The following is a 26177-nucleotide window of genomic DNA, read 5'->3' as shown; positions in this document are numbered from 1 at the left end:
GTTACGCACCAACATTGACAGCTCAAAGGCATCGAGGTCCCATGCGCGCGTCCACCGAATCCAGTGCCGGCCCCCACTTTGTTTGGCACGCCGCCCTTCAGGGCGCACGCGAGGGCATTCCGCTGCTGGGCGGCTACATACCGGTATCGCTGTCGTTCGGGCTGGTGGCGACTCAGGCCGGCTTTACGACGTTCGAGGCGGCGGCGATTTCGCTTTTGATCTACGCCGGCGCCTCGCAGTTTCTGTTCGTGGGCATGATCGCCACGGGCGCACCGCTTTGGCTGGTCGTTGCGTTGACCCTTTTAATCAACGCCCGCCACCTGGTATATGGCCCCAACCTGGCCGCGCTACTGCCCCGAAGTCGACACTGGCTCTGGCTCATGCACGGGCTGACCGATCAGGTCTTCGCCCTGGCGCTGACGAGACTCCCGGCGCTCGCCCCCGCGCGGCGCTTCGGCTGGTTTCTGGGCTGTGCGCTGATGGCCTGGGCGGTTTGGGTCGTAGGCACCGTGATTGGCGCGGTGGCCGGCGAGGCGGTGACCGCGTATTGGCCGCTTCTGGGTGAGATCATGCCCTTTGCCCTGCCGGCGCTGTTTCTCGCCATGACCGCGCCGCGTTTTGTCGACCTGCGCTGGTCGCTGGCGCTCATCGTCACTATCGTTGCCGCGCTGGCTTTGACGCTGACCGGCGCCAGCAACGTTGCGATTCCACTGGGGGCGGCGTGCGGGGCGCTGTGCTTTTACGCGGTGCGGTTTTCCGCCAGGGGGCCCGCATGAGTGTCGAGCTCTGGATCGCCGTGGCGATGTCGGCGCTGGGCACGCTGTTGATTCGCGTGGCGCCGTTTCTCTGGATGCAGCGGCGCCTCAACCAGCGCGATGGCCCGAGCCCGTTGCCGGGGTGGCTGGCCACGCTGGGGCCCTTGATGATCGCCGCGGTGCTGGGAGTGTCGATCGTGCCGGTCAACCCAGGCACCACCTCCTGGGTCGCGACCGCCCTTGGCCTGCTGACCACTTGTTTGGTGTGGCGACGTACGCGTTCACTGGGCTGGCCCGTGGCCGCGGGCGTCACGGTGTTTGGCGTCGTAGTGATTTTGGCGGCGCTGGCCCTGCCAGGCTGATCGTGCCCGGGCGTTTGTTACCCGTTTTTCATTGGCGCCCACCGTCAGGATTGACGCTCTTCCATTTCGGCCAGATACAGCCGGCACTGCTGCCGGCCGTTTTGCTTGGCGCAGTACATCGCAAGATCGGCGTAGTGAAGCAACGCCTGCTCGTCGGTCGAGTGATCCGGATAGATGCTCACCCCGATACTGGCACTGAAGGTGTGTTCATGGCCGGCCAGTTGGCAGGGCGTGGCCAATGCGGTCAGGATCTTCGATGCCACGTTTAGCGCGCTCTTTACGCTTTCGATTTCGCTCAATAGCACCACGAACTCATCCCCACCCTGGCGGCAGACGGTATCGGTGGTACGGATACAGCCGCTCAGACGCTCAGCCACGATCTGCAGGTAGCGATCGCCCAGGGCGTGCCCGAACGTGTCGTTGATGGCCTTGAAATGATCCATGTCGAGGTAGATAAGCGCCATCTTGTGCTGGTGGCGCTTTGCCAGGCCCACCGCCCGCGCCAATCTATCGGCAAAGAGAAAGCGATTGGGAAGGGATGTAAGCGGATCATGCTGCGCCTGATAGGCGAATTGGGCCGAGCGTATATGCGACTGGCAGGCATCATGAAAGACGACGACGGCCCCGACGATCATGCCCGAAAGATTGTGAACCGGGACCGCGGAGCTTTCTATCTCGCGCTGGCTGCCGTCCCGGTGGATCAGAACGGCGCCGAGAACGAAGCCTTGAGCGCGATCCTCGATCATGGCGCGGATCGCTGGATTGACCATCGTTTGATAGGTATGGCTATCGACCATCGACAGGATGTCCTCGACGGGCTTGCCAGCGGCTTCCACCCTCGACCAGCCAATCAGCGCTTCCGCCACGCGGTTCAGGTAGGTGACCCGGCCGTGCATGTCCGTGGTCAACACCGCGTCGGTAATGGAGTTCAGCGTAACGTGAGCCCAGCTCTTCTCGGCAACCCAGGCAGCCTCCCCTCCCTGCGAGTCCGCGTCGGGCGCCAGTTTTTTGAAAGCCTTTGTCTCTCTGGGACGATTATTGCCATCTCCGTATAGCATGTCATTTTCCCCATGTGTAATTGCATCCGGGATGATGCTTTATGATCGACCGATGCCTGCCCTGCTTTTTTACGGCTTTTTTCAGCCGGTATTTTTTTAAGCCTCTCGCCCCAAGTAGTGGCGGCGTTTTGAACGTGATCAGACGTATCGCTATCTCGATGCGGCGCGATACATATCCCCCATAGAAAGCCCGGGCATTGGGATTACAAGGCCCCCCTTTACCCCTTCTTCCCAGGATATACGTTGAAGACCATAGTCAACCTTCTGGTCGTCTACTGTACGTTGGCGAACATGGGAAAGGCGTTTTCAACGCTATTTGAGTGTTTTTTTTACATAGCGTTACAGTAAGCACGCTATCGATCACACGGCTATGTTCGACAGCGTACAGAATTATTGTCCAGGGTCTCTATACTCAAAAAAGGCTTGTCTGACGAAAAGCATTTACTTCAAAAATTATAAATTGCTGATAAATAGAAAAAATTAACTCTACTCAAGCACCACGCCGTTTTATGTGAACCAAGGGGGGATTACTTAATGCTCAAGCTACGCCCATTTAGTCAAAATGGTTTGCTTGGCTTACTCAATGAAGAAGAGCTTGCTCACCTGACACCGCACCTCGAGGAAGTCACCCTGGCGCTGGGCCAGTCGCTGCATGAGTCGGGCCGAACGTTGACTCACGTGTACTTTCCCATCGACGCCATCGTGTCGCTGTTGTGCGTCATCGAAAACGGCGCCTCTACCGAGATCGCGGTGGTCGGCCGCGAAGGAATGATCGGTGTTTCGCTGTTCATGGGTGGCGAAACCACTCCCAGCCGCGCCATCGTGCAAAGTTCGGGGCGTGCGTACCGCCTCAAGGGGGCGTTGGTCAAACGCGAGTTCGATCGCGCCGGTGGCCTGCAGCGCCTGCTGCTGCGCTACACCCAAGCGCTGCTGACCCAGATGGCACAAACGGCGGTCTGCAATCGCCACCACAGCGTCGACCAGCAGCTTTGCCGCTGGCTGTTGCTGAGCCTCGACCGGCTACCGGGCAACGAACTGGTGATGACGCAGGAGCTGATTGCCAACATGCTGGGCGTTCGTCGTGAGGGCGTTACCGAGTCCGCAGGAAAACTGCAAAAGGCCGGCCTCATTGCCTATAACCGTGGCCGCATTACCGTACGTGACCGGGCCGGGCTGGAAGCCCGCGTGTGCGAATGCTACGCGGTGGTGAAAAACGAGTACGACCGCCTACTCAAGCACGCGGATGTGACGTAACACCGGCACTAACGGTTTCGTTTATTTCTGTACGTCGGCCCTGCTATGTACGCTTGCGTGCCGACGCCGCCGTTATCAAGTGGTACTGTAGATGTGCATCACCAGAACATGCACTCACTGCAGTCGACATTGAAACGATAGCGCCGTTTTAACGTGCCGTTTGCCTGGTTTACTTCATCAGAGGGGCACATGACGCCCATTCATCGCTTGCTCAGTGCCAACCAACTGCTCGCGGATTTGCCCGGCGTGGAACGGGATCGTTTTTCAGGCGTGTGCGAGTCGGTGCCCCTGATCTTTGGGGAGATTCTCCAGCGCCCCACCCAGCTCCAGCGCCACGTCTATTTCCCGACCGACGGCTTTATTTCACAAATGACGGTGCTCGATACCGATAGCCGGCTCGAAGTCGCCATGGCAGGCCATGAAGGCATGCTGGGCGTGGCCACACTTTTGGGTGTCGACCACCCCACCCTGATGGGAATCGTGCAGGGCGCTGGCAGCGCGTTACGTATCGAGGCCGATGCCTTTCGCCTGCTGGTCGCCAACAGCCCCGAGCTACATCGCCGGCTCATGCGCTACCTCTACGTGGTAATGAATCAGTTCGCCGGCGCGGCAGGGTGTATCCACTTTCACCGTATCGAGGAGCGCCTCGCTCGCTGGCTGTTGATGACTCAGGACCGTGCACGCTCGAACCACCTACAGCTGACCCACGAGTTTCTGGCCATCATGTTGGGCGTTCGCCGTGCAGGTATTACCCTTTCCGCCATTACGCTGCAAACGAGTGGGCTCATCGACTACCACCGCGGTGAGATCATTATTCTCGACCGGCCGGGGCTGATCGCGGTGGCTTGCTCGTGTTACGAGACGGACTGCGCGCTGTACGTCCGCACCATGGCCCCTGGCGCTTAAATCCGGCTTAGCCCCTTTTTACCTCCATCCAGCCCTGCATCGCCTTGCGCCAGCGTGAGCGTTAGCCGGTGATCGCCGCCGTCCAGCGGCAGAATAAGCGGCCCGTCAACATCGGGAAGCGCTGAGTCGTCGAGCACGGCCCGGTCAGAAGCCTCTTCTGTCACCTGATCAACCCGGATAGCGTAGCGAGTAGCATCGACACACACCTGGACCTCGAACCCCCACCAGGAGGTAGGCAGACAGGGCGCGATGACAAGCGTCTGCCCGCGGCGGCGAAGCCCCAGGATGCCCTCGATGCCCGCACGGTACATCCAGGCCGCAGAGCCGGTGTACCAGGTCCAGCCACCACGCCCTTCATGGGGCGCCACCGAGTAGACATCCGCGGCGACGACATAGGGTTCGACCTTGTAGCGCTGCGTGGCGTCCGGCGTGCGTGCATGGTTGATGGGATTGAGCAGCCCGAAAAGTGACACCGCTTCGTCCGCCTCATCAAGCTCGGTAAACGCCAGAATTCCCCACATCGCTGCGTGGCTGTACTGGCCACCGTTTTCGCGAAGCCCCGGCGGGTAGCCGCGAATATAGCCCGGGTCCTTGGGTATCTTGTCAAAAGGCGGCCAGAACAGCAGTGCCATCCCCCTCTCGTCTCGCACCAGTTCGCGCTTGAACGACCGCATGGCACACGCGGCTTTTTCGGGATCGGCGCCGCCGGAGAGCACCGCCCAGGTCTGCGCGATGGCATCGATGCGACACTCCTCGGCGCCCTCTGCCCCCAGCCAGCTGCCATCGTCAAAACAGGCGCGTCGGTACCACTGGCCGTCCCAGGCGACGCTATCGAGCGCTTCACGAAGCCCCTTCGCGTGGGCGCGCCAGCGCTCGGCGCGAGGCGGGTCGTAACGCTCGGCGTAGGGGGCGAACAGCCCAAGGGTACGCAGCAAAAGCCAGCCCAGCCACACGCTTTCGCCCTTGCCCGCCACCCCCACCCGGTTCATGCCATCGTTCCAGTCGCCGCCACCGATCAAGGGCAGGCCGTTTTCGCCGGTCAAGGCCAGGCTCTGATCGAGCCCTCGGGCGCAGTGCTCGAACAGCGTGCCCGTCTCGACGGCGGTTTCGGGCTGGAAGAAAGCATCGTGCTCGTCGTCCTTCAGTGCTGGCCCTTCGAGAAAGGAAACACGTTGCTCAAGAATCGAAGCCTCACCGGAGGTCTCGATATACAGGGCGCAGGCGTAGGCCAGCCAGACCCGGTCGTCGGAAATCCGCGTGCGCACCCCCTGCCCCTCTTGCGGTAACCACCAATGCTGTACATCGCCTTCGACGAACTGGCGCGAGGCGGCGGTGAGCAGATGCGCTCGCGTGATCGCGGGGCAGGCGAAACTCAGCGCCATGCCGTCCTGTAGCTGGTCGCGAAACCCGTAAGCCCCGCTGGCCTGATAGAAGGCGGACCGCGCCGTGATTCGACACGCCAGCGTTTGATAGAGCAGCCAGCCGTTGAGCATGATATCCATGGCGCGATCCGGCGTTTTCACCTGCACGGCATTCAGCCGCGCCTGCCAGTGCGCCTCGACAGCCGCCAGCTCCGCGTCCAGATCCGCCGCCCGATAGCGCGCGATGAGCGATCGCACTTCGTCAAGCGAGCGGCCCTGCCCCACCAGAGCGATCACCTCGACCCGAGCACCGGGGGCGATTTCCACCTCGCACTGCAGCGCCGAACACGGGTCAAGCCCCGCCCCGCAGGCGCCGGACAGCGGCGTGTCACCGGTCAGCGCGGCCGGGGCGCCAAGCGTGCCCCGCTCCCCCAGAAATTCGCGGCGATCCGCCGTCCATGCGCTTTGCTGCCCGCCCAGATCGGCAAACGCGATGCGCTCGGAAAAACCGATACTCCACGGCCGCCTGGCCAGCATCGCCCCGCTCGTCTCGTCCATTTCGGTGACGATGAAAGGGGCGGACTCGCTTCGCGAAGTGCCCAGCACCCACTCGAGATACGCCGTCACCGACACGCGGCGCACCCGACCGGAGCGGTTCTCGAGCGTCATTCGGGAAACCCGGACCGGTGCATCGAGCACCACGAAATGCAAGAGATCGGTCGCGATGCCGTGCGCCTGGTGTTCGAAACGGCTATAGCCGAACCCGTGGCGGGCCAGGTAGCGGCCGGCATCGCGTATGGGAAGCGCCGTCGGCGTCCAGAGTGCGCCACCTTGTTCATCGCGCAGGTAGAAGGCCTCACCGGGCGCATCGGTGACCGGGTCGTTGGACCAGGGGGTCAGTTGATTGTCGCGGCTGTTCTCGGCCCACAGGTAGCCGCTGCCTTCGGCAGAGACCTGGTAGCCGAACCCGGCATTGGCCATGACGTTGATCCAGGGTGCCGGCGTTGTGTGCCCTTGTGTCAGCACCGTCACGTACTCGCGCCCGTGCCGATCAAAGCCGCCCAGGCCGTTGAAGAACTCGAGTGCCGGCACGTCCGCGTGCTTGACGCTGTCCACCCACTCCTTGCGCGGCGATGGAAGTATCTTGTCCGGTGCGCGCTCGGCGGGCTTGCCGGCGGGTTCGATGTGCTCAAGCTGGCTCGACAGCGGGCCGCGGTGGGCCTGCAGCACCACGTGGGCCACCGAGCGCAGCAGCGCCTGAGAGGCCTGGCTCATCAAGTCGGCGCGCAGTGTGGTCACCGTACCCTGAACGAACCCGTCACGAAGTCGGGGGCGTGCCTGGCTGCTGAGCACGGCGGTTTCGATGGCATTTTGCAGATCCTGAACGTAGGAAGAGGCGCGTTCGTTGACGATCACCACGTCGACCCCCAGGCGTTTCATGCGCCAGTATTCGTGGGCGCGCAGCAGTTGACGCACCAGCGCCAGATCATCGAGTGAATCGATACGCAGCAGCACGATGGGCAAATCGCCGGAGATGGCGTGGGGCCAGAGCCCTGATTGGGGACCGGCGCCGCGCAGGATCGCCTCGGCGGGCGCCCGAAACCGCGCATCCGGGTAAAGCAGCGGCGCTGCCAGACGTTGAAAATCCGCCGCCTCGTCGGTCTTGATGCCCAAGTGACGAAGCTGGACCTGCGCCTGGGTCCAGGCCAGGGTTTGGGCGCGGTCGAAGGCACTGCGGTCGTGATGCTTGTCGATCAGATCGACAAGCGCCTGACGCGAGGCGGCGACCACGGTCCAGAATGCCACCCGCACGCCGCTGCCCGGCGGCACGCGAACGCGACAGCGCAGTGAAAATACCGGGTCGAGCACCGTGCCCACGGTGTTCGACAGTGCCTGGCCCTTGGCCAGGCTTGCGGCGGTTGGCAGCGAGCGACCGCGCCCGATGAACCGCGCGCGGTCGGTCTCGTACTCGAGCTCGCCCAGCACATGGCCTTCCACCACCGCGAAATGGGCCGCCCACACCGGTGGCTCGTCCGGGGTCCGCGGTCGGCGGGTGGCTATCAGCGCGCCCAGTTCGGGCAAATACTCGGTCACCACGAACAGCTTGGCAAAGGCCGGGTGGGCGTTATCCGTGGCCGGCGTGGTCAACACCAGCTCCGCGTAGCTTGTGACCTCGATATCCCGTGCGCTACGCCCGGTGTTGGTCAGCGATACCCGGCGCACTTCGCCGTTATCCTCGCCGGAAACCAGCACTTCGAGCAGGCTCGACAAGGGGCCGTGGCGGCTGTAGCTGGCGTGGTCCTCGGCGAAGACCACTTCCTGACGATCCTTTTGCGATGCATCGGGGGTGCTGGCCAGCGGGCCGGTGGCGGACCACGCCACCTCGTCCTGGAGATCGCGCAGAAAGATGAAGCTGCCCCAGGCGTCGCAGGTGGCGTCCGAGCGCCAGCGGGTGACCGCCACGCTTTGCCAGCGGCTGTAGCCACCGCCGCCGGCGGTGAGCATGACTGCGTAATGGCCGTTCGAGAGCAGATGCGTGACCGGGGGCGCCGCGTTCGCCATGGTGAAGCGGCGAACCGTCGGCGCCTCGCCGGGCAGCGTCTGGGGGGCCGCCTTGACCTCCTCCGCACGCGGATAGGCAGTGGCGATATCGTGGGGCACTCGCTCCTGAAGCAGCAGCTCGCAGGCCTTGATCATCGGTTCACGGTGAAAGCGCGTACGCATCAGCCCCTGATGCTCGGCGTTGGCCAGCGACACGATGGTCATGCCCTGGTGGTGTGCCATGAAGCTTCGCACGATGGCAACCTGCTCGCCCACCGGTAGCCGCGTGCGCGTGAAATCCAGCGCCTCGTAAAAACCGTAGCGCCCCAGCGCGCCCATGGCCTTGAGCCGGGCAAAGTTCTGGTGCGCCGCGAGCGGGTCGACCATGGCCGCAAGCCCGGTGGCGTAGGGGGCGATCACCACATCCGCGGAAAGCCAGCGCTTGAGGCCCAGCCCCGGTACGCCGAAGTTGGAGTATTGGTAGGTGAACTCCAGATCCCGCGCGTTATAGGCGGATTCGGAAAGCCCCCAGGGCACGCCCAATGACTGACCGTAGGCCCGCTGGCGCTTGACCACGCGGCGGTTGGTCTGGGCCAGCAGGCTGCCATCCGGAGCGCGCATCAAAAGCGATGGCATCAGATACTCGAACATGGAACCTGACCAGGAGATCAGGGCCGAAGCGCCGCCCAGAGGCGTTGCCGTACGGCCCAGGCGAAACCAGTGGCGCGTCGGCACATCGCCCTTGGCGATCGCGAAAAGACTCGCCAGACGCGCCTCGGAGGCGAGCAGGTCGTAGCAGCTTTCATCCAGGCGATTCTGGGCCACGGCGTAGCCGATCGACAGCAGCCGACGCTCATCATTGAGCAAGAAGGTAAAGTCCATCGCCATCGCCATCTGGCGCGCCTCTGTCGCCAGCGCTTGCAGGCGCGAGGCGATGGCCGGCGCGCCGAGCCGCTCGGTATCCTGAACATGCTCGCCCAGCATCCTTTCAAGTGCCGCGACCCAGAAAAGCGCCTCGTCGGCCGGCTCGCTGACGCCGGGCGTCAGACGATCACGCACCGCACGGGCCAGCGTTTCGCTCAGTAGCGTGAGGCGGGGTAGCGCCAGCTCGGCCGGTGACGCCATGAGCAGCGCAGCGATCGCATCGCCTTGCGCGGTCAGTCCCTGGCGCTGATCCTCCGGTAGATCGAGCCTCCCCAGAGCCTCTTGCGCCAGATGCAGCGTGTCGCCCAGACCCGGGCGCAGATCGGCCAGCGCCCGGGCGGGAAGCCAGGTCTCGCAGGCGTTGGCCAGGACGATAAGGTGCCCCGCCAGATTGCCGCTATCCACCGATGAGATATAGATGGGTTCGAGCGGGCGAAGATCGCGCGTTGCATACCAGTTGTAGAAATGTCCGTTGTAGCGCGGTAAGCGACGCATGGTGGCCAGGGTGCGCTCCAGGCGCTCCAGGGTGGCCAGCGTCCCCGCCCAGCCGAAATCCCGCGCGGCTACGGTGGAAAGCAGGTAAAGCCCCAGGTTGGTGGGCGACGTGCGCGGCGCCACGACCGGCTGCGGATCTTCCTGGAAGTTGTCCGGAGGAAGGTCGTTCTCAAGCGGTGTGACGAATGTCTCGAAAAAGCGCCAGGTTCGCCGCGCGATCAGACGAAGCTCGGTCCGCTCTTGCGGCTTCAGCGGGCGCCGGGGTGTTTCCACCGGCGCCCGGCTCAGGTAGGCGGCCAGTGCCGGGGCGCACAGCCATAAAAGAGCGATGGGCACGACAACCGGCCCGACGCGGGGGTCATGCAGCACCGCCGCCGCCGCGACAACAAGCCCCGCCGCCAGGCCCAAAGCCATGGCGCGATAAAAGCCCCGGGGAGTGAGATGCGGGCTGAGCGCGCTTTGCGCCGCCGTCGTCCATTCGAGCAGGTGCCGGCGGGAAACGCCGAGGCGAAACAGCGTGCGGCCGATTGCATCGAGCATGCGCCCGGCCTGATCAGGCAGAAAAGCCAGAAGCATCAGCGTCTGCATCAGCGCAATCCGTGACAGCAGACACAGCCGAGCGACGTGCGGACGAAGCTCGAGCCCCGGGCGGGCAGGCACAATGGCGGCCAGCAGCGGCAGAAGCGGCGGCACGGCGATCACCCCGACCAGCAGCAGTGTGCCCAGAGCCGCGGCGGGCAACGGCAGCCACCAGCACAACGCAAGGCTTGCCAGGGTGGCCGGTATCAACAGCGAACGGCGCAGGTTATCCAGCATCTTCCAGCGCGCCAGCAGTGAAAGCCTCTGCGCCCTTGCGCTGATACCCGAGTGCGCCATGCCGACGATCCAGGGTAAAAGCTGCCAATCGCCGCGCGTCCAGCGGTGCTGGCGCTTGGCGGCCACGTCGTAGCGCGCGGGAAAGTCCTCGACGACTTCCACATCCGACACCAGCCCCGCGCGCACGAAAAGCCCCTCGAAAAGATCGTGGCTGAGCAGTGTGTTGTCCTGCACCCGGCCTTCCATGGCCGCCATGAAGGCATCGATATCGTAGATCCCTTTACCCGCGAAGGAGCCCTCCCCGAAGAGGTCCTGATACACGTCGGACACCGCGCCGGCGTAAGGGTCGATGCCCCCCGGGGCGGAAAAGAGCCGCTGGAACCGCGAGCCTTCCGCGCCCACCGGAAGCGCCGGGGAACTGCGCGGCTGCAGCACGCCGTAGCCTTCCACCACCCGGCGGTCGGTTTCACTGAAACGCGGACGATTCAGCGGGTGCGCCATCTTGCCGATCAGCCGGATCGCCGCTTCTCGGGGAAGCCGAGTATCTGCATCCAGGGTGATCACGTAGCGTACGTTGGCCGGAGCGGCCGGCGCGTCGATAAAGGCGGTATCCGTGGCCCCGCGCAGCCACCGGTTGAGTTCGTGCAGTTTGCCGCGCTTGCGCTCCCAGCCCATCCAGCACTTTTCCACGGCGTTGAAGGCGCGCCCCCGGTAGAGCAGCATGAAGCGCTCGCTCGACTCCCCCTTCACGCCCCCATGCCGCTGATTGAGCCGCTGGATCGATCGGCGCGCTGCCGCCAGCAGCGGCGCATCCGATGCCAGCACCTGCTGCTCGGCATCGATGCCATCCACCAACAGGGCATAAAGAAGCGCTCCCTCGCCGCTTGCCAGGTGATGCACTTCCAGCCGTTCGATTTGATCGTCAAGCTCCGCTTCGCTGGTGAGCAGCGTGGGTACGACCACCAGGGTGCGCATCGACGCCGGCACGCCTGCGGCCAGATCAAGGCTCGGGAGTGAAAGCGGCCCGACCCGACGAGTGATTGCCAGGTTGACCAGCGCCGTGGCAACGTCGCTGACAGGCAGCCACCCGACAAGCGCCAGCGCGACCAGCAGCCCCGCGCCGTCGCTCGACCAGCCGTTCGGCATCACGGCCGTCAGCGCCCAGAGCGCCAGGCCCAGCAGCCCCATTGTGAAGACACCGATCGCGCCCAGATAGCCGGCAATACCCAGCCCGCGCACCCCGCGCCCCAGGCGCCGGCCCAGCGTGGGCCGGTAGCCGATGGCGTTTTCCAGCGCCCGCCGCCCCGCGCCGATCAGATGATAGCCCGGGTCGCCCACCCGCTCCGCCTCGATGAATTCCGCCTCGCTTGCGCGGGCCTGCTGGGCGGCGGCCAGAGCGTGTTCCACCACGTCCAGCTCGGCGCACGTCGCGCCTCGAGCCAGGCGCTCGATGGCGTTCCGGTAACGGTTGCGGGTCGGAAAATCCATGGCGGCAAACCCGCTGGCAGCCCCCAGCCTTGCATCCACCAGGCTTGCGCGCTCGACCATATCCGGCCAGTCGATGCTCGACACCAGCCGCATGCTGTTGATGATATTGCGCATGGTGACGTTGGCCGCGCCCTGGCGCTGCTGAACACGGTGAACCACCTCGTCGATGCTGTCGCCCTGGCGCGCCAACTGATGCTCGAGCCAGCCCAGCACCGGCATGGTGCGCGGGTCCTGATCGCGCAGGCGCTTGGCCAGCTGCGCGGCAAAGGCCTCGGACAAGCCTTGTTGATCGCGCGACAGTTCATCGAGCACCGGCACCGAACGATCACCATCGGGTACCAGCAGCCGCCGAGCCAGCTCGTCGGCCTCGATGCGCGCACCCTGCTCCTCGGTGATCTGGTCGGCCAGCCGACGCAGGTTCTCGATCAGCACCATACGCAGCGTGATGGCCACCGCCCAAAGCTCTCCGATGGTCAGCGGCTGCACGCGCTGATAGGCCGCCAGAAAGCTTTGCAGCACGTCGGGATCGAAGTAGCTGTCGGTATGCGCCACGAATGCCCAGGCCAGCCCCAGCACTCGCGGGTAGCCCGCAAAGGGGCCGTCGGCCAGCTTGGGAAGCTGCCGGTAGTAGCCCGGCGGAAGATCGGCGCGGACTTCCTTGATCTGTGCTTCCACCAGATGGTAGTTGTCCAGCAGCCAGGCCGCGGCGGGCATGATATCCCGCCCGTCGGCCAGCGCTTTCGCACTGGTCTGATAGGCATCGAGCAGCGCGGCGGTATTGCCCTGAAGGCGCCGCTGTAACGAAAACACCCGAGGCGGCGACGCACTCACGCGCTGGGCGGCGGCCAGGCTGACGGCGTGCTGTTCAAGTCGTTCGACGCTGAAGAGTTCTTCCCGGATCGGCGCAAGAGAGTGCCAGGGCGACGCCGCAGCGCGACGACGATGAAGCCAACCAGACAATAAGGGCATAGACGGTACCTGGGCGCCACGGCACCACGGCGTAGGCCAGCAGGGCGCTATTTGAGCATAGGAAACCGGTCCAGGCGCGTCTGTTCTCTAGCGCACCAAAGAGGGCTGAAGCGAGCGCATTGCGTCGTTCCCGACAAGGCAGGGTTAACACCCGCTAACCTCACGTAATTGATAACGCTTTGCATTCTCTTTTTTTGCATGACATTATCCGGCATTTATCCAGAGCCGAGCAGGCGTATGCCAACACTACACTGCTACCGCAGCGTGAGCGCCAAGCGTGGGTTGCTCACCCAGTGCGTGCTACTGCTTGCCGCCATGCTGGTCGTGACAACGGCTCGCGCCAGCGCGCCTGCCCCTCGTATCGTCACGCTCTACCAGGGAGCGACCGATAGCGCCGTAGCGCTGGGGATAACGCCCGTGGGCGTCGTCGATGCCTGGCTCGAGCCGCCAATGTACCGCTACCTGCGAGACGATCTGGCCGGAGTGGCGCACGTGGGCCTGGAAACCCAGCCCAACCTCGAGAAAATCGCCTGGCTTTCCCCCGAGCTGATCGTTGCCAGCGACTTTCGTCACGCCCGGGTCGCCCCGCTTCTGCGCGCCATCGCGCCGACGCTTTCCATGCCTACGGTGTTCGATTTCAAGACCACGCTGAGCCAAATGGCCGAGGCCACCGGGCGCGAGGCGCGTGCCGAGGCGTTGCTTGCGCGCTGGGATGCGCGAGTCGCCGACTTTCGCCGCCAGATCATTGAACGATTCGGCAGCGAATGGCCACAAAAGGTGGCGGTGGTCCGCTTCAAGAGCGATCACCTGCGCATCTATACCAGCGGCTTCGCCGGCTCGATTCTCAGTGAGCTGGGCTTTGCACAGCCGCAGACGCTCACCGCCCAGAGCTGGGGCATGAAGCTGACAAGCCCGGAGAACATTCCGGTGCTGGACGCCGACGTGATGTTCGTGCTGCTCGAGCCCGATGACCCGGCCATTGCCGACAACTACCGCCGCTGGTCGGCGCATCCGCTGTGGCAGCGGCTGACGGCGGTCGAGCGCAACCGGGTATTCGAGGTCGAGCCGGTCAGCTGGATGATGGGCGGCGGCATTTTGGCCGCCAACGCCATGCTCGATGACCTTTACCGTCACTATCAGCTTCGCCCTGCCGCGCTTGCCGACGTATCCGCCCTGGCCGACGTATCCGCGTTTGACCAAAGCGCCTGCGCGGCCGTTAGGGAAAACGCCTCATGCTGAGCCGCACATCGAGCCGGGCGCTGGGGCTTTTGGCGGGGGCGCTTGCGCTACTGGCGGCATTCATGACGAGCGTGATGCTGGGCACCACGCCGATCGCCTTGAGCGCCCTGCCCCGGGCACTGCTTCACCACGACCCGGCCCGGGTGGATCAGATCATCCTGCTCACCGAGCGCATTCCCCGGGCCTGCGTGGCCGCGCTGGTCGGCGCGAGCCTTGCCGTGGCGGGTGCTTTGATGCAGACCGTGACCCGCAACCCGCTCGCCTCTCCCGGGATTCTGGGCATCAACGCCGGCGCGATGTTTTTCGTGGTAGTGGCGGTGTCGCTACTGCCGCTGAGCACGCCGGGGCAAATCGTCTGGGCGGCGCTTTTGGGGGCACTTTCCGCGGCCGGCCTGGTGGTGGCGCTGGCCCGCGGCCGCCAGGGGGAGTTTTCACCGCTACGCGTAGTGCTGGCCGGCGTCGCGGTCACGGCGCTGTTCGTGTCGTTCAGCCAGGGGCTTCTGGTGATCGACCAGCAGAGTTTCGAGAGCGTGCTCTACTGGCTGGCGGGCTCGGTGTCTGGACGCGAGCTTCATCGGGTGGCGCCACTACTGCCGCTGTTTCTGGGGGGCTTCGCGCTGAGCGCGCTACTCGCCGGGCGCGCCAACGCGCTGCTGCTGGGCGACGATCTGGTCACTGGCCTTGGCATGTCGGCGACGACCACCAAGCTGCTGCTGGGCGCGGCGGTCATCGTGCTGGCGGGAAGCTCCGTGGCGCTGGCAGGCATGATCGGCTTCGTGGGCTTGATCGTGCCGCACATGGCGCGCGGGCTCTTCGGCATCGACCACCGCTGGTTGCTGCCCGCCTGCGCGCTGCTCGGCGGGGCGCTGCTGCTGTTGGCGGATGTCGCCGCGCGCTTCGTGATGCCGCCCCAGGAGGTGCCCGTGGGCGTGATGACCGCGCTGGTCGGTACCCCCTTCTTCATTTACCTGGCAAGGCGCAGGCTGGCCGCCCAATGAACTCGAACGCTTCTTCGCGCGCGGCTCCCGCCGCGCTCGCCTCCTTCCGCGCCACGCTGCTATCGCTTTTTCTACTATTGATGACCAGTGCGACGCTGTCGCTGTGCCTGGGCAGTTTTCCGACTTCGCCGGTTCGGGTGGCCGAGGCGTTAATTGCGCCGTCAAAAAGCGATATTGCTTTCATCGTCTGGGAGCTTCGTCTGCCGCGCATCGCCCTGGCAGTGCTGGTCGGCGCGGCGCTGGCCGTGGCCGGGGCGCTGTTGCAGGCGATCGTGCGCAACCCGTTGGCCTCGCCGGACGTGATCGGTATCACCAGCGGCGCCGCCTTCGCCGCGGTGGCGTTTCTGGCACTGCTGGGATCGACCTTGAGCATCCACTGGCTACCCGTGGCGGCGATGCTCGGCGCGCTGGCCGCAGCCCTGGCGGTGATCGGGCTGAGCTGGCAGCGGGGGCTTCGCCCGACGCGCATGGTCCTGGTGGGGATTGGCCTGGCGGCGGCGCTAAGCGCGGGTACGACGATGATGATCGTGATCGGCGACGACGCGGCGGCCATGGCGGCCTACGTCTGGCTCACCGGCAGCCTTTACGGCGCGCAGTGGGGCGATGTGCTGGGGCTACTGCCCTGGCTTTTGGTGACGCTACCGGTGTGTTTGATGCTTGCCCGCCACGCCGACGCCATGGCGCTGGGCGACGACGTGGCGCTGGGACTGGGGGTGGCCATCACGCGCAGCCGGTTGGCGCTTTTAACCTGCAGCGTGGTGCTGGCGGGCGCGGCGGTGGCCTTTGCCGGGGGATTGAGCTTCGTTGGGCTGATGGCGCCGCATCTCGCGGCGAGGTTGACCGGTCGCCATCTGGCACGGCTTCTGCCCGCCGCCGCGCTGGTCGGCGCGCTCATCGTGCTCTGCGCCGACCTGCTGGGGCGGGTCGCCTTTCTGCCCAAGGACCTGCCGGCGGGCATCTTCGTGGCCGGCATCGGCGCGCCCTTTTTCGTCTACCTGCTGTATAGAACGCGTTAGACAGGGAACGCTCGATCTTCACCCCGCCTCCCGATCCTGTGGGCGTTAGAAATCCAGACGATAGCCCAGCGTCAACGTGCGCCCGCGACCGGCAAAGTAGCGCTCGTCGTTGACCAGCGCGCTCTGCGAGTAGTAGGTCACGTACTGCTCGTCGAGCAGGTTGGACACCCCCACGTTGACCTGACCCACCGGCAGTTGGTAACCCACCGCCGCATCCATCAGCAGATAGCCGTCGAACTCGCGGTTCGCCTCATCGAAGGTTTCATCGAAGGCGTAGTTGGCCTGCACGAAGGTGGAGAGGTTATCCGTCCAGTTCGCCGACCAGCTGGCGGTCAGACGATCCGGCGAGACATCGAGCCCCGAGAGCTTGGCATCCAGGCGTCCGTCCTCGTTGCTGTCATAACGCCCGTCCATGCGCGAGTAGGCCACCCGGCCCGAGTGGCGGTCGTTGAACTGGTAGTCCAGCGCGGCCTCGACGCCCTGGATCTTGGTCTCCTGGCGCTGCATGTAGAAGACGTCGTCGATCTCGGTCAGGCGGCTGCCGAAATCCGACGAGGATTCGTAGTAGCTGAGCTGTGCCGCCAGGCGGCCGTTCTCGAAGCGCAATCCGGTTTCGATGTTGTCGGTGACGATTGGGGCGAGGTTGTCGATGCTATCGACAGACTGATTTGGCGTGCTGATGCCGCGAAGCGCGCGCCCCACGTCCGGAATCGAAAAGCCTTCGGAGTAGTTGGCGAACAGGCTCCAGTGCGCGACCGGGCTCCAGACCGCGCCCAGGTTATAGAGCGTTTCGTTGAAGCTGGGGTCACCGCCCTCCACCGCCACGCCGTTGTTGGCCGCCACGGTGCGGTAGCTGTCGATGTCGAGCTTGGCGTACTCGTAGCGCGCGCCCGCGGAAAACAACAGCGAATCGACCGGGCGCAGGTCCGCCTGCACAAACGGCGAGAGATCGGTGTAGTCGGTGGGCGGCACGTAGGTACGATCGCTGGTGTACAGATACTGCTCGGTTTCATCGAACAGCGTATCGAAACCCAGAGTCACTTTCAGGCGCTCGTCCCACAGATCATCTCGGGTCAACGAGACCTTGGTGCCGAACTTGGTGGTCGCCGCCAGGGTCTGGTCGAAGTAGGTGCCCACCGGCGCCAGCGCCGGGTCCTGGAAGGTCGCCGAGTCGGTCGCGCCGAACAGCGCCTCGTAGTCCTGGTAGAACGCCTGGGCACTGAGCTGCATGCCGGCCAGATCGAAATGGTCATAGCCAAGCCCGGTCGTCCACACCCGGTTGTAGGGCGCATCGCCTTCGGGGGTGCCGCGCCGCGAGGTCGTGACCACGCCGCTGGCGCGGTCGCCGGTGACGCTTAAGTAGTCGTTGTGGCCTTCGATATCGTAGTGATTGAGCGTGAACTGCAGCCGCTGGTCGTCGTCGATCCAGTAGGCAAGCTTGCCCAGCAGATCGAATGAGCGCGAATCCATCAAATCGCCTTGGGTGTTGTCCACCCCGACCGCGTCGCCGTTGCCGTCCAGAAACAGCCCCTGGTCCTCAACGCTTGCCGAGAACAGATAATCCACGTCGCCGCTGTTGCCGCTCACGCCGTAGCCCGCCTTGTAGCTTAGCGTTTCGCTATCGAGCTCACGGGTGGGCGTGGTGACCTGACCCTCCACGTACTGGTTGAAGGAGCCGGGTTCCGGGCGCTTGGTGATCAGGTTGATCACCCCGCCCGCCGCGCCCACGCCGTTGGTGGCGTTGGCGCCCTGGATCACCTCGATCTGCTCGACCATCGAGAAATCGATGGCGTGCGCTTCGCGCCCGGTCGGGCGTAGCGGGTTGGATTGGGGAATACCGTCGATCAGGATCAGCGGCGTGCGGCCTCTTAGCGTCTCGCCGCTGCCGCTCATCTTCTGGCGGCTGGGGGAATAGGACGGCAGCAGGTTGCTGAGGATCTGCGATGAGTCGCTGGTCATCTGGCGCTGCTGAGTGATCTCCTCCTCGCTGATGATGCGCACCGTCTGCGGCGAGTCCTCGACGGTTGCATTGGTGCGCGAGGCGGTGACCACCATGGTCGGCTCAGCGCTGCCGCGCTCAACGGGTTCATTGAGCGCCGCTTGTTGAGCAAAGCCCTGAGTCGCCGCGACCAGCCCGACGAGCGTGACCGTTGGCCAGACGGCCATGCGTTTATCGATATTCACCTTGTCCTACCCCTTTTTTAAAAGTTTTTTTAACCGCTTTTTAAACCGCTTTTGGATGAGCCTTGCGGTGGTGCGCAGAGAGGCTTGCAGTACAAACGAGCATCTAAATGATAATGATTGTATTGCGCATATTAGACGCTTATTTTCTATAAAATGAAACACCGCGTTCGATACATTCGTGCGCTCATGCTCTTTTATGGGTCGCGATATTTCGTACCGGACGAGGAAGTTAAAACGGGAAATATTGAAAATGAGAATGTTTTATCCTAGGGTTTGCCCCGTTCGCCGACTGCACGAGCCCGCTCATGACGCTCTCTTCGCCCCCGCTTTCTCGCCTGACCGGCGCTGGCCTTCGCGCCGGCTATGACATCGAGCCCGTGCTGAAAGGTGTGGATATCGCCATCGAGCAGGGCCGGCTTACCGTGCTTTTAGGCCCCAACGGCTGCGGCAAGTCTACGCTGCTCAAGACGCTGGCGCGCACGCTCGCCCCCAGCGCCGGGCAGGTCTACCTGGACGGTAAGGACATTCACCAGCGCCCCACCCGCGAGGTCGCCAAGCGCCTGGGGATTCTGCCCCAGGGCCCGGTGGCACCAGAAGGCTTGAGCGTTCGCCAGTTGGTCGGCATGGGCCGCTTTCCCCACCAGGGGCTATGGCAGAAAAACACCCGCCAGGACGATGAGGCCGTGCGCGAGGCGATGGCCTACACCGACGTTGGCGCCTTCGCCGAGCGCGGCGTCGATGCGCTTTCCGGCGGCCAGCGCCAGCGCTGCTGGATCGCCATGGTGCTGGCCCAGCAGACCGACTTGATCCTGCTCGATGAGCCCACCACCTTTCTGGACTTGAAAGTGCAGGTGGATCTTCTGGAGCTTTTGTCGCGGCTCGCCCACGAGAAAAACCGCACGCTGCTACTGGTACTGCACGATCTGAACCTGGCCGCCGCCTACGCCGACTGTCTGGTGCTGATGCGCGACGGGCGCATCGTGACTCAGGGCGCGCCTGGCGAGGTCTTCACCGCCGAGAACCTTGCGCGCGTGTTCGAACTCGACGCCCAGGTACTCAAGGACCCGGAAAGCGGCCGCCCGATCTGCGTGCCGCGAAAGCGCGCCCCGGAGCGCCCGCCCGGCAGCCTTGCGCAGCGAAAAGCCTCATGACCCACACCTTCTGCGCCGAGCTGAGCCAGCAGCAGCACGACCCGCTGGCGGGCAGCGCTGCCCACGCCGAGCGCAACCTGCTGATCAGCTGGCCCCGGGCCAAGTGGCAGCGTAACCTGCGCCACGCAAGCGACATGGCAGATTCGCTGAAAACACAGTTGGATGAGATCGCCGCCACCGGCCGGCGAGTCAACCTGATTCACCGCCGGTCGCAGGACGCCACCTGCCATCAGATCTTTCTGATGCCGGAACGGCGCCGCTTCGACGTGGCGCGCGACGAGCTTTCCCACTTTCTCGACCGATGGCGCCAGGGCCACTCGCTTGCCCGGTGGGAGCAGGCACCGCCGGAAGCTGACCTGATTCTGTGCTGCACGCACGGCAAGAAGGACAAGTGCTGTGCGAAATACGGCTACCGCACCTACAAGGCGCTGGCCGCCGCCGTTTTGGAGCACGCCCTGCCTTTCGATGTATGGGAGAGCAGCCACCTGGGCGGGTGCCGCTTGGCCGCCAGCCTCGTCGTGCTGCCCCGCGTGCGTAAGTACGGTCGCCTTCGCCCCGAACAGGTGCTGCCCTTTCTGCGCGCTGAAGCCAGCGGCCGGCGGTTTCTGCCCGGCTACCGGGGCGACTCGCGGCTCACCCCGGCCCAGCAGTGCGCCGAGGTGGCACTGCTCGAACGCCTTGAGTTTGAGGCACCCTTTTCCCAGCTGACGCTGACCGACGACCAGGGCGACGAGCAGCAGCGCACGCTTTGCTGGCAGTGCGAGCAGGGCGGCCATACCACCACGTTCGAGGTGCAGTGCCAGAGCATGGCGCTTTTACGCGTCGACACCTGCGCCGATCTCGACCAGGGCCCTACGGAAAGCCTTGTCTGGCAGGCTACTCGTATCGAGGCGATGAAAACTTGATGGCCGCGCCCTCTAGCGCCCACAAAAAACCCGGCCTGAGCCGGGTTTTTTGAACACGAGCAAAAATCCTACCAGCGGTAGCTAATACTGCCGATCACGCTGCGCGAGGCGCCGTAGTAGCAGTAGAAGTCACAGCCGCTGACATACTCCTTGTCGGTCAGGTTGTTGACGTTCACCTGGGCGGTCCAGTTCGGGTTGAAATCGTAGCTGGCTACGGCGTCGAAGACGGTGGCCGAGGACACGCTGCCCTCGACGCTGCTGCCCGGGCTTGGCTCGCTTTCGCCCACGTAGCGCACGCCGGCACCGACGGAGACGCCGGGCACGAACTGGCTGGCGTCGTAATCGAGCCGTGCGGAGGCGGAGTGGCGCGGTACCAGCGGCACGCGCTCATCCTGCTGAGCGTCGCTGACGTCATAGCGCGCATCGGTGTAGGTATAGGCGGCGGTAAGCTGCAGTGCATCGGTCAAGTAGCCCACCCCCTCCACTTCCAGGCCTTGCGAGCGGCGCTCACCGGCCTGCTCCTGCACCGGTGCGCCGGTGGAGATCAGGGTATTGTCCTCCTCCACATCAAAGGCGGCGACGGTGACATAACCGTCGATGTCGAACGGCGCGATCTTGACCCCGGCTTCGAGCTGGCGGCCTTCCAGCGGCCGGTAGCTTTCGCCGCTCGGGCCGCTGCCCGCCACTGGCGTGAAGGATTCACTGTAGCTTACGTAGGGCGATATGCCGTTATCGCCCAGGTACATGGCGCCGGCGGTCAACGATACCTGCTCGTCGTCGTAGCCCTGATCAGAGCGGCCGGTGGTATCGCTCAAATCCTCGGAGCTTTTGACGTTGTCGTAGCGGGCGCCGGCCAGAAAGATCCAGTTGTCTGCGACGCGCAGCTGATCCTGCACGTAGAAGCCGAACTGGCGCTGGCTCAGGTCGTGCCGGGTGGGGTCGCCGGTGTCAGGCTCACTGAAGGCCGCGTAGTCCGGCTGGTAGAGATCGACGGTGTCGATATTGGCGAAGAAGCTCGAGCCGTCGCCCAGGGTGCGGAAGCTGTCCCGGTTGACGTAGTTCAAGTCGAGCTTCTGATAGCCCGCGCCGAGCAGTAGCGTGTTCTCGGTATTGTCGGTATAGGTGCGCGCAATTAGGCGGTTGTCGAGGGTGTAGGCGTCATAATCACCGTCGCGGTCGATCACCCCACGGGAAATGCTGCGCGGCGGCGTAACGAAAGAGTTGGGGTAAACGTTCTTGAGCTCGAGATCGAGATGCGCATAGCGGGCGTTTTGCTGAAACTCCCAGGTGTCGTTGATCTGGTGCTCGAGCTCGTAGCCAAGCGACGTCTGGCGCTGATCCAGGGTATCGAAATCCGGCTGGCCGTAGTTGGTTTGCGGGTCGATCCGGCCAAGCGGCGTGGCGTTTGCGGTGCCCATGGCCGGGAAGAAACCGGAGGTCGGCGTGCCGCGGTCCTTCTGGACGCTGGCCAGAAAGGTCACCGTGGTGTCGTCATTAAAATCGACCGCCAGGCTCGGTGCGAAGTAGTAGCGCTCGCTGCCGGTACCGTCGAGTTCCCCGTCCCGGTCGCGGTAGAGCCCGACCATGCGATAGCGCACATCCTCGTTTTCACCCACCGGGCCGGCGGTATCGATGGCGACCTGGCGGTGGTCGTGGTTGCCCGCCTGAAGCTCTATGGTGCCCTGAGGTTCACGCGTCGGGCGCTTACTGATCGCGTTGATCACCCCGCCCGGAGGCGCCTCGCCGTAAAGGATAGAGGCCGGGCCCTTGAGAAGATCGACCCGCTCGAGGCCGAAGGTTTCGGTGAGCCACCAGAAGTAGCCGCCGGTACGAAACAGGCGCAGGCCGTCCTGGTAGGTCGCGCTTTCAGCGCTGAAACCACGCAGCAGGAACCAGTCCGCGTTGTTGTCGTCGCCGTAGGGCTGCGAGGTGACACCGGAGCGGTACTGGAACGCTTCATCGAAGGTGCGCACGCCCTGGGTGTCGAGCGCATCACTGCTGACGGTGGAGATCGAGCGTGGCGTTTCGATATCCGGCGTGTCGACCTTGAGCGCCGTGGCGGTCACCGTGGTGGTGCCCAGCGTCACCGTTTGCTCCTGAGCCAGTGCGGCCAGCGGCACAACGCCCAGCGCCCCGGTTAGAGAAAGAAGTATCGAGCGGCGAACGGCCAACGATAAAGGCGCAACGGCGAAGGGCTTGGAATACATGTAGTCGGTCTCGTTAAAGAGCAAGGTGACGATCAAGTAAAGCGAATGATAGATATTTTTATTCACGACCACAAATCGCAGCGCTCAACACGCGTTGAAAGGGCATTACCAGGCGCCTTTTTCGTCAATGGCGCTAAGCCTCTACGCGATCTGCTATCATCCCGCGCCGGCGCCCCGGCCAGCCTACGATGATACAAAAGGAAAGTGCATGAACTCTTCGCCTTCACGCCCTCACCCCGAGCATGATGCGTTTCTTAAACGGCGCGTGCTGCCCACGCTTGGGCTTTTCGTCCTGATCTACGGGGCGGCGCTGGCGCTTGATTACCACATCAACACCGCCGTGCTCACCATCACACTGATGGTGACGCTTTGTCTCTTGAAGATGCCGGTGGCGATCGCGCTGATCGGCGCCGCCCTGCTCGGCGCGCTTCACGGCGGGCTTACGATGAATGAGGCGATCGCGACCTTCAACGAGAACCTGTTGACCGGCGCTCAGGTCGGCATGACCTACGTGATGGTCGGCGCCTTTGCCGTGGCCATCGCGCGAAGCGGGCTGCTGGATATGCTGGCCCGCCGCATCGCCTCGAAGCTCGACTGGCAGGAAGGCGCAACCAACAAGGGCGTGAAGTGGAGCCTCTTTCTTACGCTGATGGTCGCCTCGATCATGTCGCAAAACGTCGTGCCGGTGCATATTGCCTTCATCCCCGTTCTGATTCCGCCGCTGCTGGGCGTGATGAACCGCTTGAAGATCGACCGCCGCGCGGTGGCCTGCATACTCGGCTGCTTCATCAGCGCAAGCTACCTGCTGCTGCCCACGGGCTTCGGGGCGATCTATCTCAACGAGATTCTGCTGAGCAATGTCAACGACATCGGCCAGCCACTGGGCCTTTCGGTCACCGCCGCCATGGTGCCCCAGGCCATGTTTCTGCCGGTGATGGGGCTTTTGGTCGGCGCGGCGTTTTGCATCTTCGTAAGCTACCGCAAACCCCGCGAGTACCACACCCTACCGGCCACCGAGCTTGCCACCGACGCTCCGCGCCGCCGAGCCAACGCTGGCCAGTTACTGGCGACGGTGCTGGCCATTGGCGCGGCGCTGGTGTGTCAGTTGCTGGTCGATTCGCTGCTGGTAGGGGCACTGGTGGGCTTCGTGATTCTGGGAGTGAGTGGCGTCTTTCGCTGGCAGGAACAGGACGACGTCTTCACCGAAGGCATGCGCATGATGGCCCAGATCGCGGTCATCATCACGCTCGCCTCGGGCTTTTCCGGCGTGCTCGGCGCCACCGACGAGATCGGCTCGCTGGTGGCGGCCACCGCCGAGCTGCTCGACGGCAACATGATGCTCGGCGCGGCGCTCATGCTGATCGTCGGGCTTTTCATCACCATCGGCTTCGGCGACTCGTTTGCCAGCGTGCCGATTCTCGCGCCCATCTATATTCCGCTGGCGCTGGCGCTCGGGTTTTCGCCCATGGCCACGGTGGCGCTGCTGGGCGCCTCGGCCGCACTCGGCGACGCGGGCTCGCCGGCCTCGACCATTACGCTTGGTGCCACCGCCGGGCTCAACGCCGACGGCCAGCACGATCATATCCGCGACAGCGTCATCCCGATGTTCCTGCACGCCAATCTTGGCATGCTGCTGTTTGCCTGGGTGGCGGCGATGATGCTTTGATAAGCACACTCGAATAGACCCGCGGAGCCCTGCCGTGCCACGCCATCGGACGCTACTCATCATCGCCGCCCTCTGCCTGCCGGTTTGGCTAGCCGCCTGGGGGCTGGCCTATACGCCCTACAGTTGCTCCGATGTTCTGTGGGGCGCTCATCGCCCGGCGGATGAGGCCGTAAAACTGGCCTGCGACCCGCGCATGAACATGACCTTCGTGTTCGTCGAGGACTCCCTGCATAACTGGCTGGCGGTGGTGGGCTGGGTGGTGCCCTATGCACTTTTGGTATGGGTGGCGATTCGCACCCTGCTGCGCTGCTCCCGGCACGTGGGCGCGATGCTCTTCACCGCCGTGGCCGGCATAGCGCTATGGATCGGGCTGGTCGTCTCGCTGGAGCGCCAGCCCTATAACTGCGCCTTCGGGTTCGGAGGCTTTGGCTGTACCAGCGCGCTGGGCACGGCCAACGTCAACGCCCTCTTCGGCGGCTGGATGATCCCCCTTGGTATGCTGATCGTGGTGGGCCTGGTGATTGCAACATCGAATCACAAGCGGCCACCGGGCTAACCCTCGCGAAGCACCGTCGCCAGCCGCTCGCGCTCCTGCGCCTCGTAAAAGCTCGGGTCGTCGAACAGGTCCGGCTGAACGTCGTCGAACATCATGCTCAGCACCTCGGCGCTACTTTGCACCATCGGCTCGAAATGGGCGGTGTGGGTCTTCAGCGCCCGCACCCGCCGGCGGCGGTAAAGGGCATAAAGCCCCAGCAGCAGGAACACGCCAGCGATATAAAACGGCAGGCCCTGGTCCCCGACCGCGTGCATTAATGTGCCCGCCGCCAGCGGGGCCAGCGCGCAGCCGGCGCCGTGCATCACCAGCATGTCTGCCGAGCCTGCCACGATCTCGTCCGGGTGGAGCTGATCGATCAGCTGCGCTACCGCCAGCGGGTAGAGCGAAAACGCGAGTCCGCCCCACAGAAAATAGAGCGCCAGCAGCGCGCCCTGGTTCGGTGCGAAAGGCATCATCAGCGCTATCAGCGCCGCGCCCAGCACCACCCAGGTCAGTACTACCGGCCGGTCGTGCTTGTCGGAAAAGCGCCCGATGGGAATCTGCAAAAGCGCCCCGCCGACGATGGCTGTGCTCATCACCAGTCCTACCCCGGCCAGATCGAACCCCATATGGTCGGCGTAAACGGGCGTCATCGACCAGAATGCGCCCATGGCAAGCCCGGAAAGCGCCGCCGACGCCACCGCCAGCGGCGCAAAGCCTACAAGCGCGCGCAGGCTGCTTTTCGGGCGCTCGCTCACTTTCGGCTGCACCCGCCGGGTAAGCGTGATGGGCAGCACCGCCCAGCTGATCAACATCGCGATAATGACGAACAGCAGATACCCCTCGATGGAGGAGATCCGCAAAAACTGCTGCGCGATGGCCAGCGCCCCCAGATTGACCACCATGTAGACGGCAAAGAGTCGCCCACGCTCGTGGCTGGCCGCCTGGCTATTGAGCCAGCTTTCGATCACCGTGATCAGCGTGATAAACGAGAGCCCGTAGACCACCCGCAGCGGCAGCCATACCCAGGGCGTGACGAACACCAGGTGCAACAGCGCCACGGTGGCGCATAGCGAGGCGCAAAAGCCGAAGGTGCGAATGTGCCCCATCCGCCGAATCAGCCGCCGGCTCACCCAGGTACCGCAAATGAACCCGACGAAATAGCCGGACATCACCAGCCCCAGCAGCACGGTGGAAAACCCCTCGCTCACCCCGCGCAGGCTCAAGAGCGTATTGAGCAGGCCGTTGCCTAAAAGCAGCAGCGCCACGCTATAGAGAATCGATTTCACCGGCCTGAGCATTGCCAATGAGCGCATGGGAAGCCTCCTTGCCGGGCGCGCGCCGGTC

General features: G+C 64.2%; 16 protein-coding genes. 11 read left to right on the top strand and 5 right to left on the bottom strand.

The features are described from left to right. The first annotated feature begins 41 nt into the window (after positions 1 to 41). Together RN346_RS04790 and RN346_RS04785 are read left to right on the top strand one after the other, a co-directional pair. Entirely contained in the window at positions 42 to 776 is a 735-nt protein-coding gene (locus RN346_RS04790; RefSeq protein WP_311962317.1) for an AzlC family ABC transporter permease, read from the top strand. Then, complete coding sequence (locus RN346_RS04785) at positions 773 to 1117, top strand: AzlD domain-containing protein (RefSeq protein WP_311962316.1); 345 nt, start codon at positions 773 to 775, stop codon at positions 1115 to 1117. Before RN346_RS04790 ends, RN346_RS04785 begins: the two co-directional genes overlap by 4 nt. Positions 1118 to 1161: 44 nt before the next feature. Here RN346_RS04785 and RN346_RS04780 read toward each other — a convergent pair whose 3' ends face one another. Next, positions 1162 to 2175 carry a diguanylate cyclase domain-containing protein gene (locus RN346_RS04780; RefSeq protein WP_263584755.1) on the bottom strand — a complete coding sequence of 338 codons (1014 nt, stop codon included), beginning with the start codon at positions 2173 to 2175 and terminating at the stop codon, positions 1162 to 1164. 534 nt (positions 2176 to 2709) lie between these two features. Here RN346_RS04780 and RN346_RS04775 point away from each other — a divergent pair. Next, positions 2710 to 3429 carry a Crp/Fnr family transcriptional regulator gene (locus RN346_RS04775; protein ID WP_263584756.1) on the top strand — a complete coding sequence of 240 codons (720 nt, stop codon included), beginning with the start codon at positions 2710 to 2712 and terminating at the stop codon, positions 3427 to 3429. Positions 3430 to 3618: 189 nt separating this feature from the next. Continuing rightward, on the top strand, positions 3619 to 4335 hold the full coding sequence (locus tag RN346_RS04770; RefSeq protein ID WP_263584757.1) for a Crp/Fnr family transcriptional regulator: 717 nt from the start codon (positions 3619 to 3621) through the stop codon (positions 4333 to 4335). Here the strand turns inward: RN346_RS04770 and RN346_RS04765 are convergent. After that, positions 4332 to 12929, bottom strand: a complete 8598-nt coding sequence (locus RN346_RS04765) for a GH36-type glycosyl hydrolase domain-containing protein (RefSeq protein WP_311962315.1) — start codon at positions 12927 to 12929, stop codon at positions 4332 to 4334. The two genes, RN346_RS04770 and RN346_RS04765, sit on opposite strands and share 4 nt — an antisense overlap. 237 nt (positions 12930 to 13166) lie before the next feature. On the opposite strand from RN346_RS04765, the gene RN346_RS04760 reads away from it, so the two are divergent. Genes RN346_RS04760 through RN346_RS04750 form a run of 3 tightly spaced genes read left to right on the top strand, consistent with a single transcriptional unit; the run spans position 13167 to position 16182 of the window. Next, on the top strand, positions 13167 to 14168 hold the full coding sequence (locus RN346_RS04760; protein WP_311962314.1) for an iron-siderophore ABC transporter substrate-binding protein: 1002 nt from the start codon (positions 13167 to 13169) through the stop codon (positions 14166 to 14168). Continuing rightward, positions 14162 to 15166 carry an iron ABC transporter permease gene (locus RN346_RS04755; RefSeq protein ID WP_311960336.1) on the top strand — a complete coding sequence of 335 codons (1005 nt, stop codon included), beginning with the start codon at positions 14162 to 14164 and terminating at the stop codon, positions 15164 to 15166. The genes RN346_RS04760 and RN346_RS04755 overlap by 7 nt, the downstream gene beginning before the upstream one ends. Beyond that, the gene (locus tag RN346_RS04750) at positions 15163 to 16182 is read left to right on the top strand and encodes an iron ABC transporter permease (protein ID WP_311962313.1); all 1020 of its coding nucleotides are present in this window, start codon (positions 15163 to 15165) and stop codon (positions 16180 to 16182) included. Before RN346_RS04755 ends, RN346_RS04750 begins: the two co-directional genes overlap by 4 nt. A gap of 45 nt (positions 16183 to 16227) precedes the next feature. Here RN346_RS04750 and RN346_RS04745 read toward each other — a convergent pair whose 3' ends face one another. Then, on the bottom strand, positions 16228 to 18366 hold the full coding sequence (locus RN346_RS04745; RefSeq protein ID WP_311962312.1) for a TonB-dependent receptor: 2139 nt from the start codon (positions 18364 to 18366) through the stop codon (positions 16228 to 16230). Between the two features lie 305 nt (positions 18367 to 18671). Between RN346_RS04745 and RN346_RS04740 the strand changes: the two genes are divergently transcribed. Both RN346_RS04740 and RN346_RS04735 read left to right on the top strand, forming a co-directional pair. Further along, on the top strand, positions 18672 to 19517 hold the full coding sequence (locus RN346_RS04740) for an ABC transporter ATP-binding protein (RefSeq protein ID WP_311962311.1): 846 nt from the start codon (positions 18672 to 18674) through the stop codon (positions 19515 to 19517). Further along, positions 19514 to 20422 (top strand): sucrase ferredoxin, encoded by a 909-nt coding sequence (locus tag RN346_RS04735; RefSeq protein WP_311962310.1) that lies wholly within the window; start codon positions 19514 to 19516, stop codon positions 20420 to 20422. The genes RN346_RS04740 and RN346_RS04735 overlap by 4 nt, the downstream gene beginning before the upstream one ends. Before the next feature lie 68 nt (positions 20423 to 20490). Here the strand turns inward: RN346_RS04735 and RN346_RS04730 are convergent, their stop codons facing one another. Continuing rightward, a complete protein-coding gene (locus RN346_RS04730; protein ID WP_311962309.1) occupies positions 20491 to 22629 on the bottom strand; it encodes a TonB-dependent siderophore receptor in 2139 nt (712 codons plus the stop codon). A 208-nt stretch (positions 22630 to 22837) separates the two neighbouring features. Between RN346_RS04730 and RN346_RS04725 the strand changes: the two genes are divergently transcribed. Together RN346_RS04725 and RN346_RS04720 are read left to right on the top strand one after the other, a co-directional pair. Then, complete coding sequence (locus RN346_RS04725) at positions 22838 to 24295, top strand: Na+/H+ antiporter NhaC family protein (protein WP_311962308.1); 1458 nt, start codon at positions 22838 to 22840, stop codon at positions 24293 to 24295. A gap of 34 nt (positions 24296 to 24329) precedes the next feature. Then, positions 24330 to 24851, top strand: coding sequence for a hypothetical protein (locus tag RN346_RS04720; protein ID WP_263584769.1), 522 nt, complete (start codon positions 24330 to 24332; stop codon positions 24849 to 24851). Here the strand turns inward: RN346_RS04720 and RN346_RS04715 are convergent. Then, entirely contained in the window at positions 24848 to 26146 is a 1299-nt protein-coding gene (locus RN346_RS04715) for an MFS transporter (protein ID WP_311962307.1), read from the bottom strand. The two genes, RN346_RS04720 and RN346_RS04715, sit on opposite strands and share 4 nt — an antisense overlap. Positions 26147 to 26177 lie beyond the last annotated feature (31 nt).

This window comes from Halomonas sp. PAMB 3232 (genome assembly GCF_031954225.1).
GTDB lineage: Bacteria > Pseudomonadota > Gammaproteobacteria > Pseudomonadales > Halomonadaceae > Vreelandella.
Note: the sequence above shows the minus strand (reverse complement) of the source record. Positions and strands in the feature narration are given on the sequence as shown.

Excerpts from the sequence above, each read along its gene's own strand:
- RN346_RS04790 (WP_311962317.1), top strand. The coding sequence starts at position 42 with ATGCGCGCGTCCACCGAATCCAGTGCCGGCCCCCACTTTGTTTGGCAC.
- RN346_RS04785 (WP_311962316.1), top strand. The coding sequence starts at position 773 with ATGAGTGTCGAGCTCTGGATCGCCGTGGCGATGTCGGCGCTGGGCACG.
- RN346_RS04780 (WP_263584755.1), bottom strand. The coding sequence starts at position 2,175 with ATGCTATACGGAGATGGCAATAATCGTCCCAGAGAGACAAAGGCTTTC.
- RN346_RS04775 (WP_263584756.1), top strand. The coding sequence starts at position 2,710 with ATGCTCAAGCTACGCCCATTTAGTCAAAATGGTTTGCTTGGCTTACTC.
- RN346_RS04770 (WP_263584757.1), top strand. The coding sequence starts at position 3,619 with ATGACGCCCATTCATCGCTTGCTCAGTGCCAACCAACTGCTCGCGGAT.
- RN346_RS04765 (WP_311962315.1), bottom strand. The coding sequence starts at position 12,929 with ATGCCCTTATTGTCTGGTTGGCTTCATCGTCGTCGCGCTGCGGCGTCG.
- RN346_RS04760 (WP_311962314.1), top strand. The coding sequence starts at position 13,167 with ATGCCAACACTACACTGCTACCGCAGCGTGAGCGCCAAGCGTGGGTTG.
- RN346_RS04755 (WP_311960336.1), top strand. The coding sequence starts at position 14,162 with ATGCTGAGCCGCACATCGAGCCGGGCGCTGGGGCTTTTGGCGGGGGCG.
- RN346_RS04750 (WP_311962313.1), top strand. The coding sequence starts at position 15,163 with ATGAACTCGAACGCTTCTTCGCGCGCGGCTCCCGCCGCGCTCGCCTCC.
- RN346_RS04740 (WP_311962311.1), top strand. The coding sequence starts at position 18,672 with ATGACGCTCTCTTCGCCCCCGCTTTCTCGCCTGACCGGCGCTGGCCTT.
- RN346_RS04735 (WP_311962310.1), top strand. The coding sequence starts at position 19,514 with ATGACCCACACCTTCTGCGCCGAGCTGAGCCAGCAGCAGCACGACCCG.
- RN346_RS04730 (WP_311962309.1), bottom strand. The coding sequence starts at position 22,629 with ATGTATTCCAAGCCCTTCGCCGTTGCGCCTTTATCGTTGGCCGTTCGC.
- RN346_RS04725 (WP_311962308.1), top strand. The coding sequence starts at position 22,838 with ATGAACTCTTCGCCTTCACGCCCTCACCCCGAGCATGATGCGTTTCTT.
- RN346_RS04715 (WP_311962307.1), bottom strand. The coding sequence starts at position 26,146 with ATGCGCTCATTGGCAATGCTCAGGCCGGTGAAATCGATTCTCTATAGC.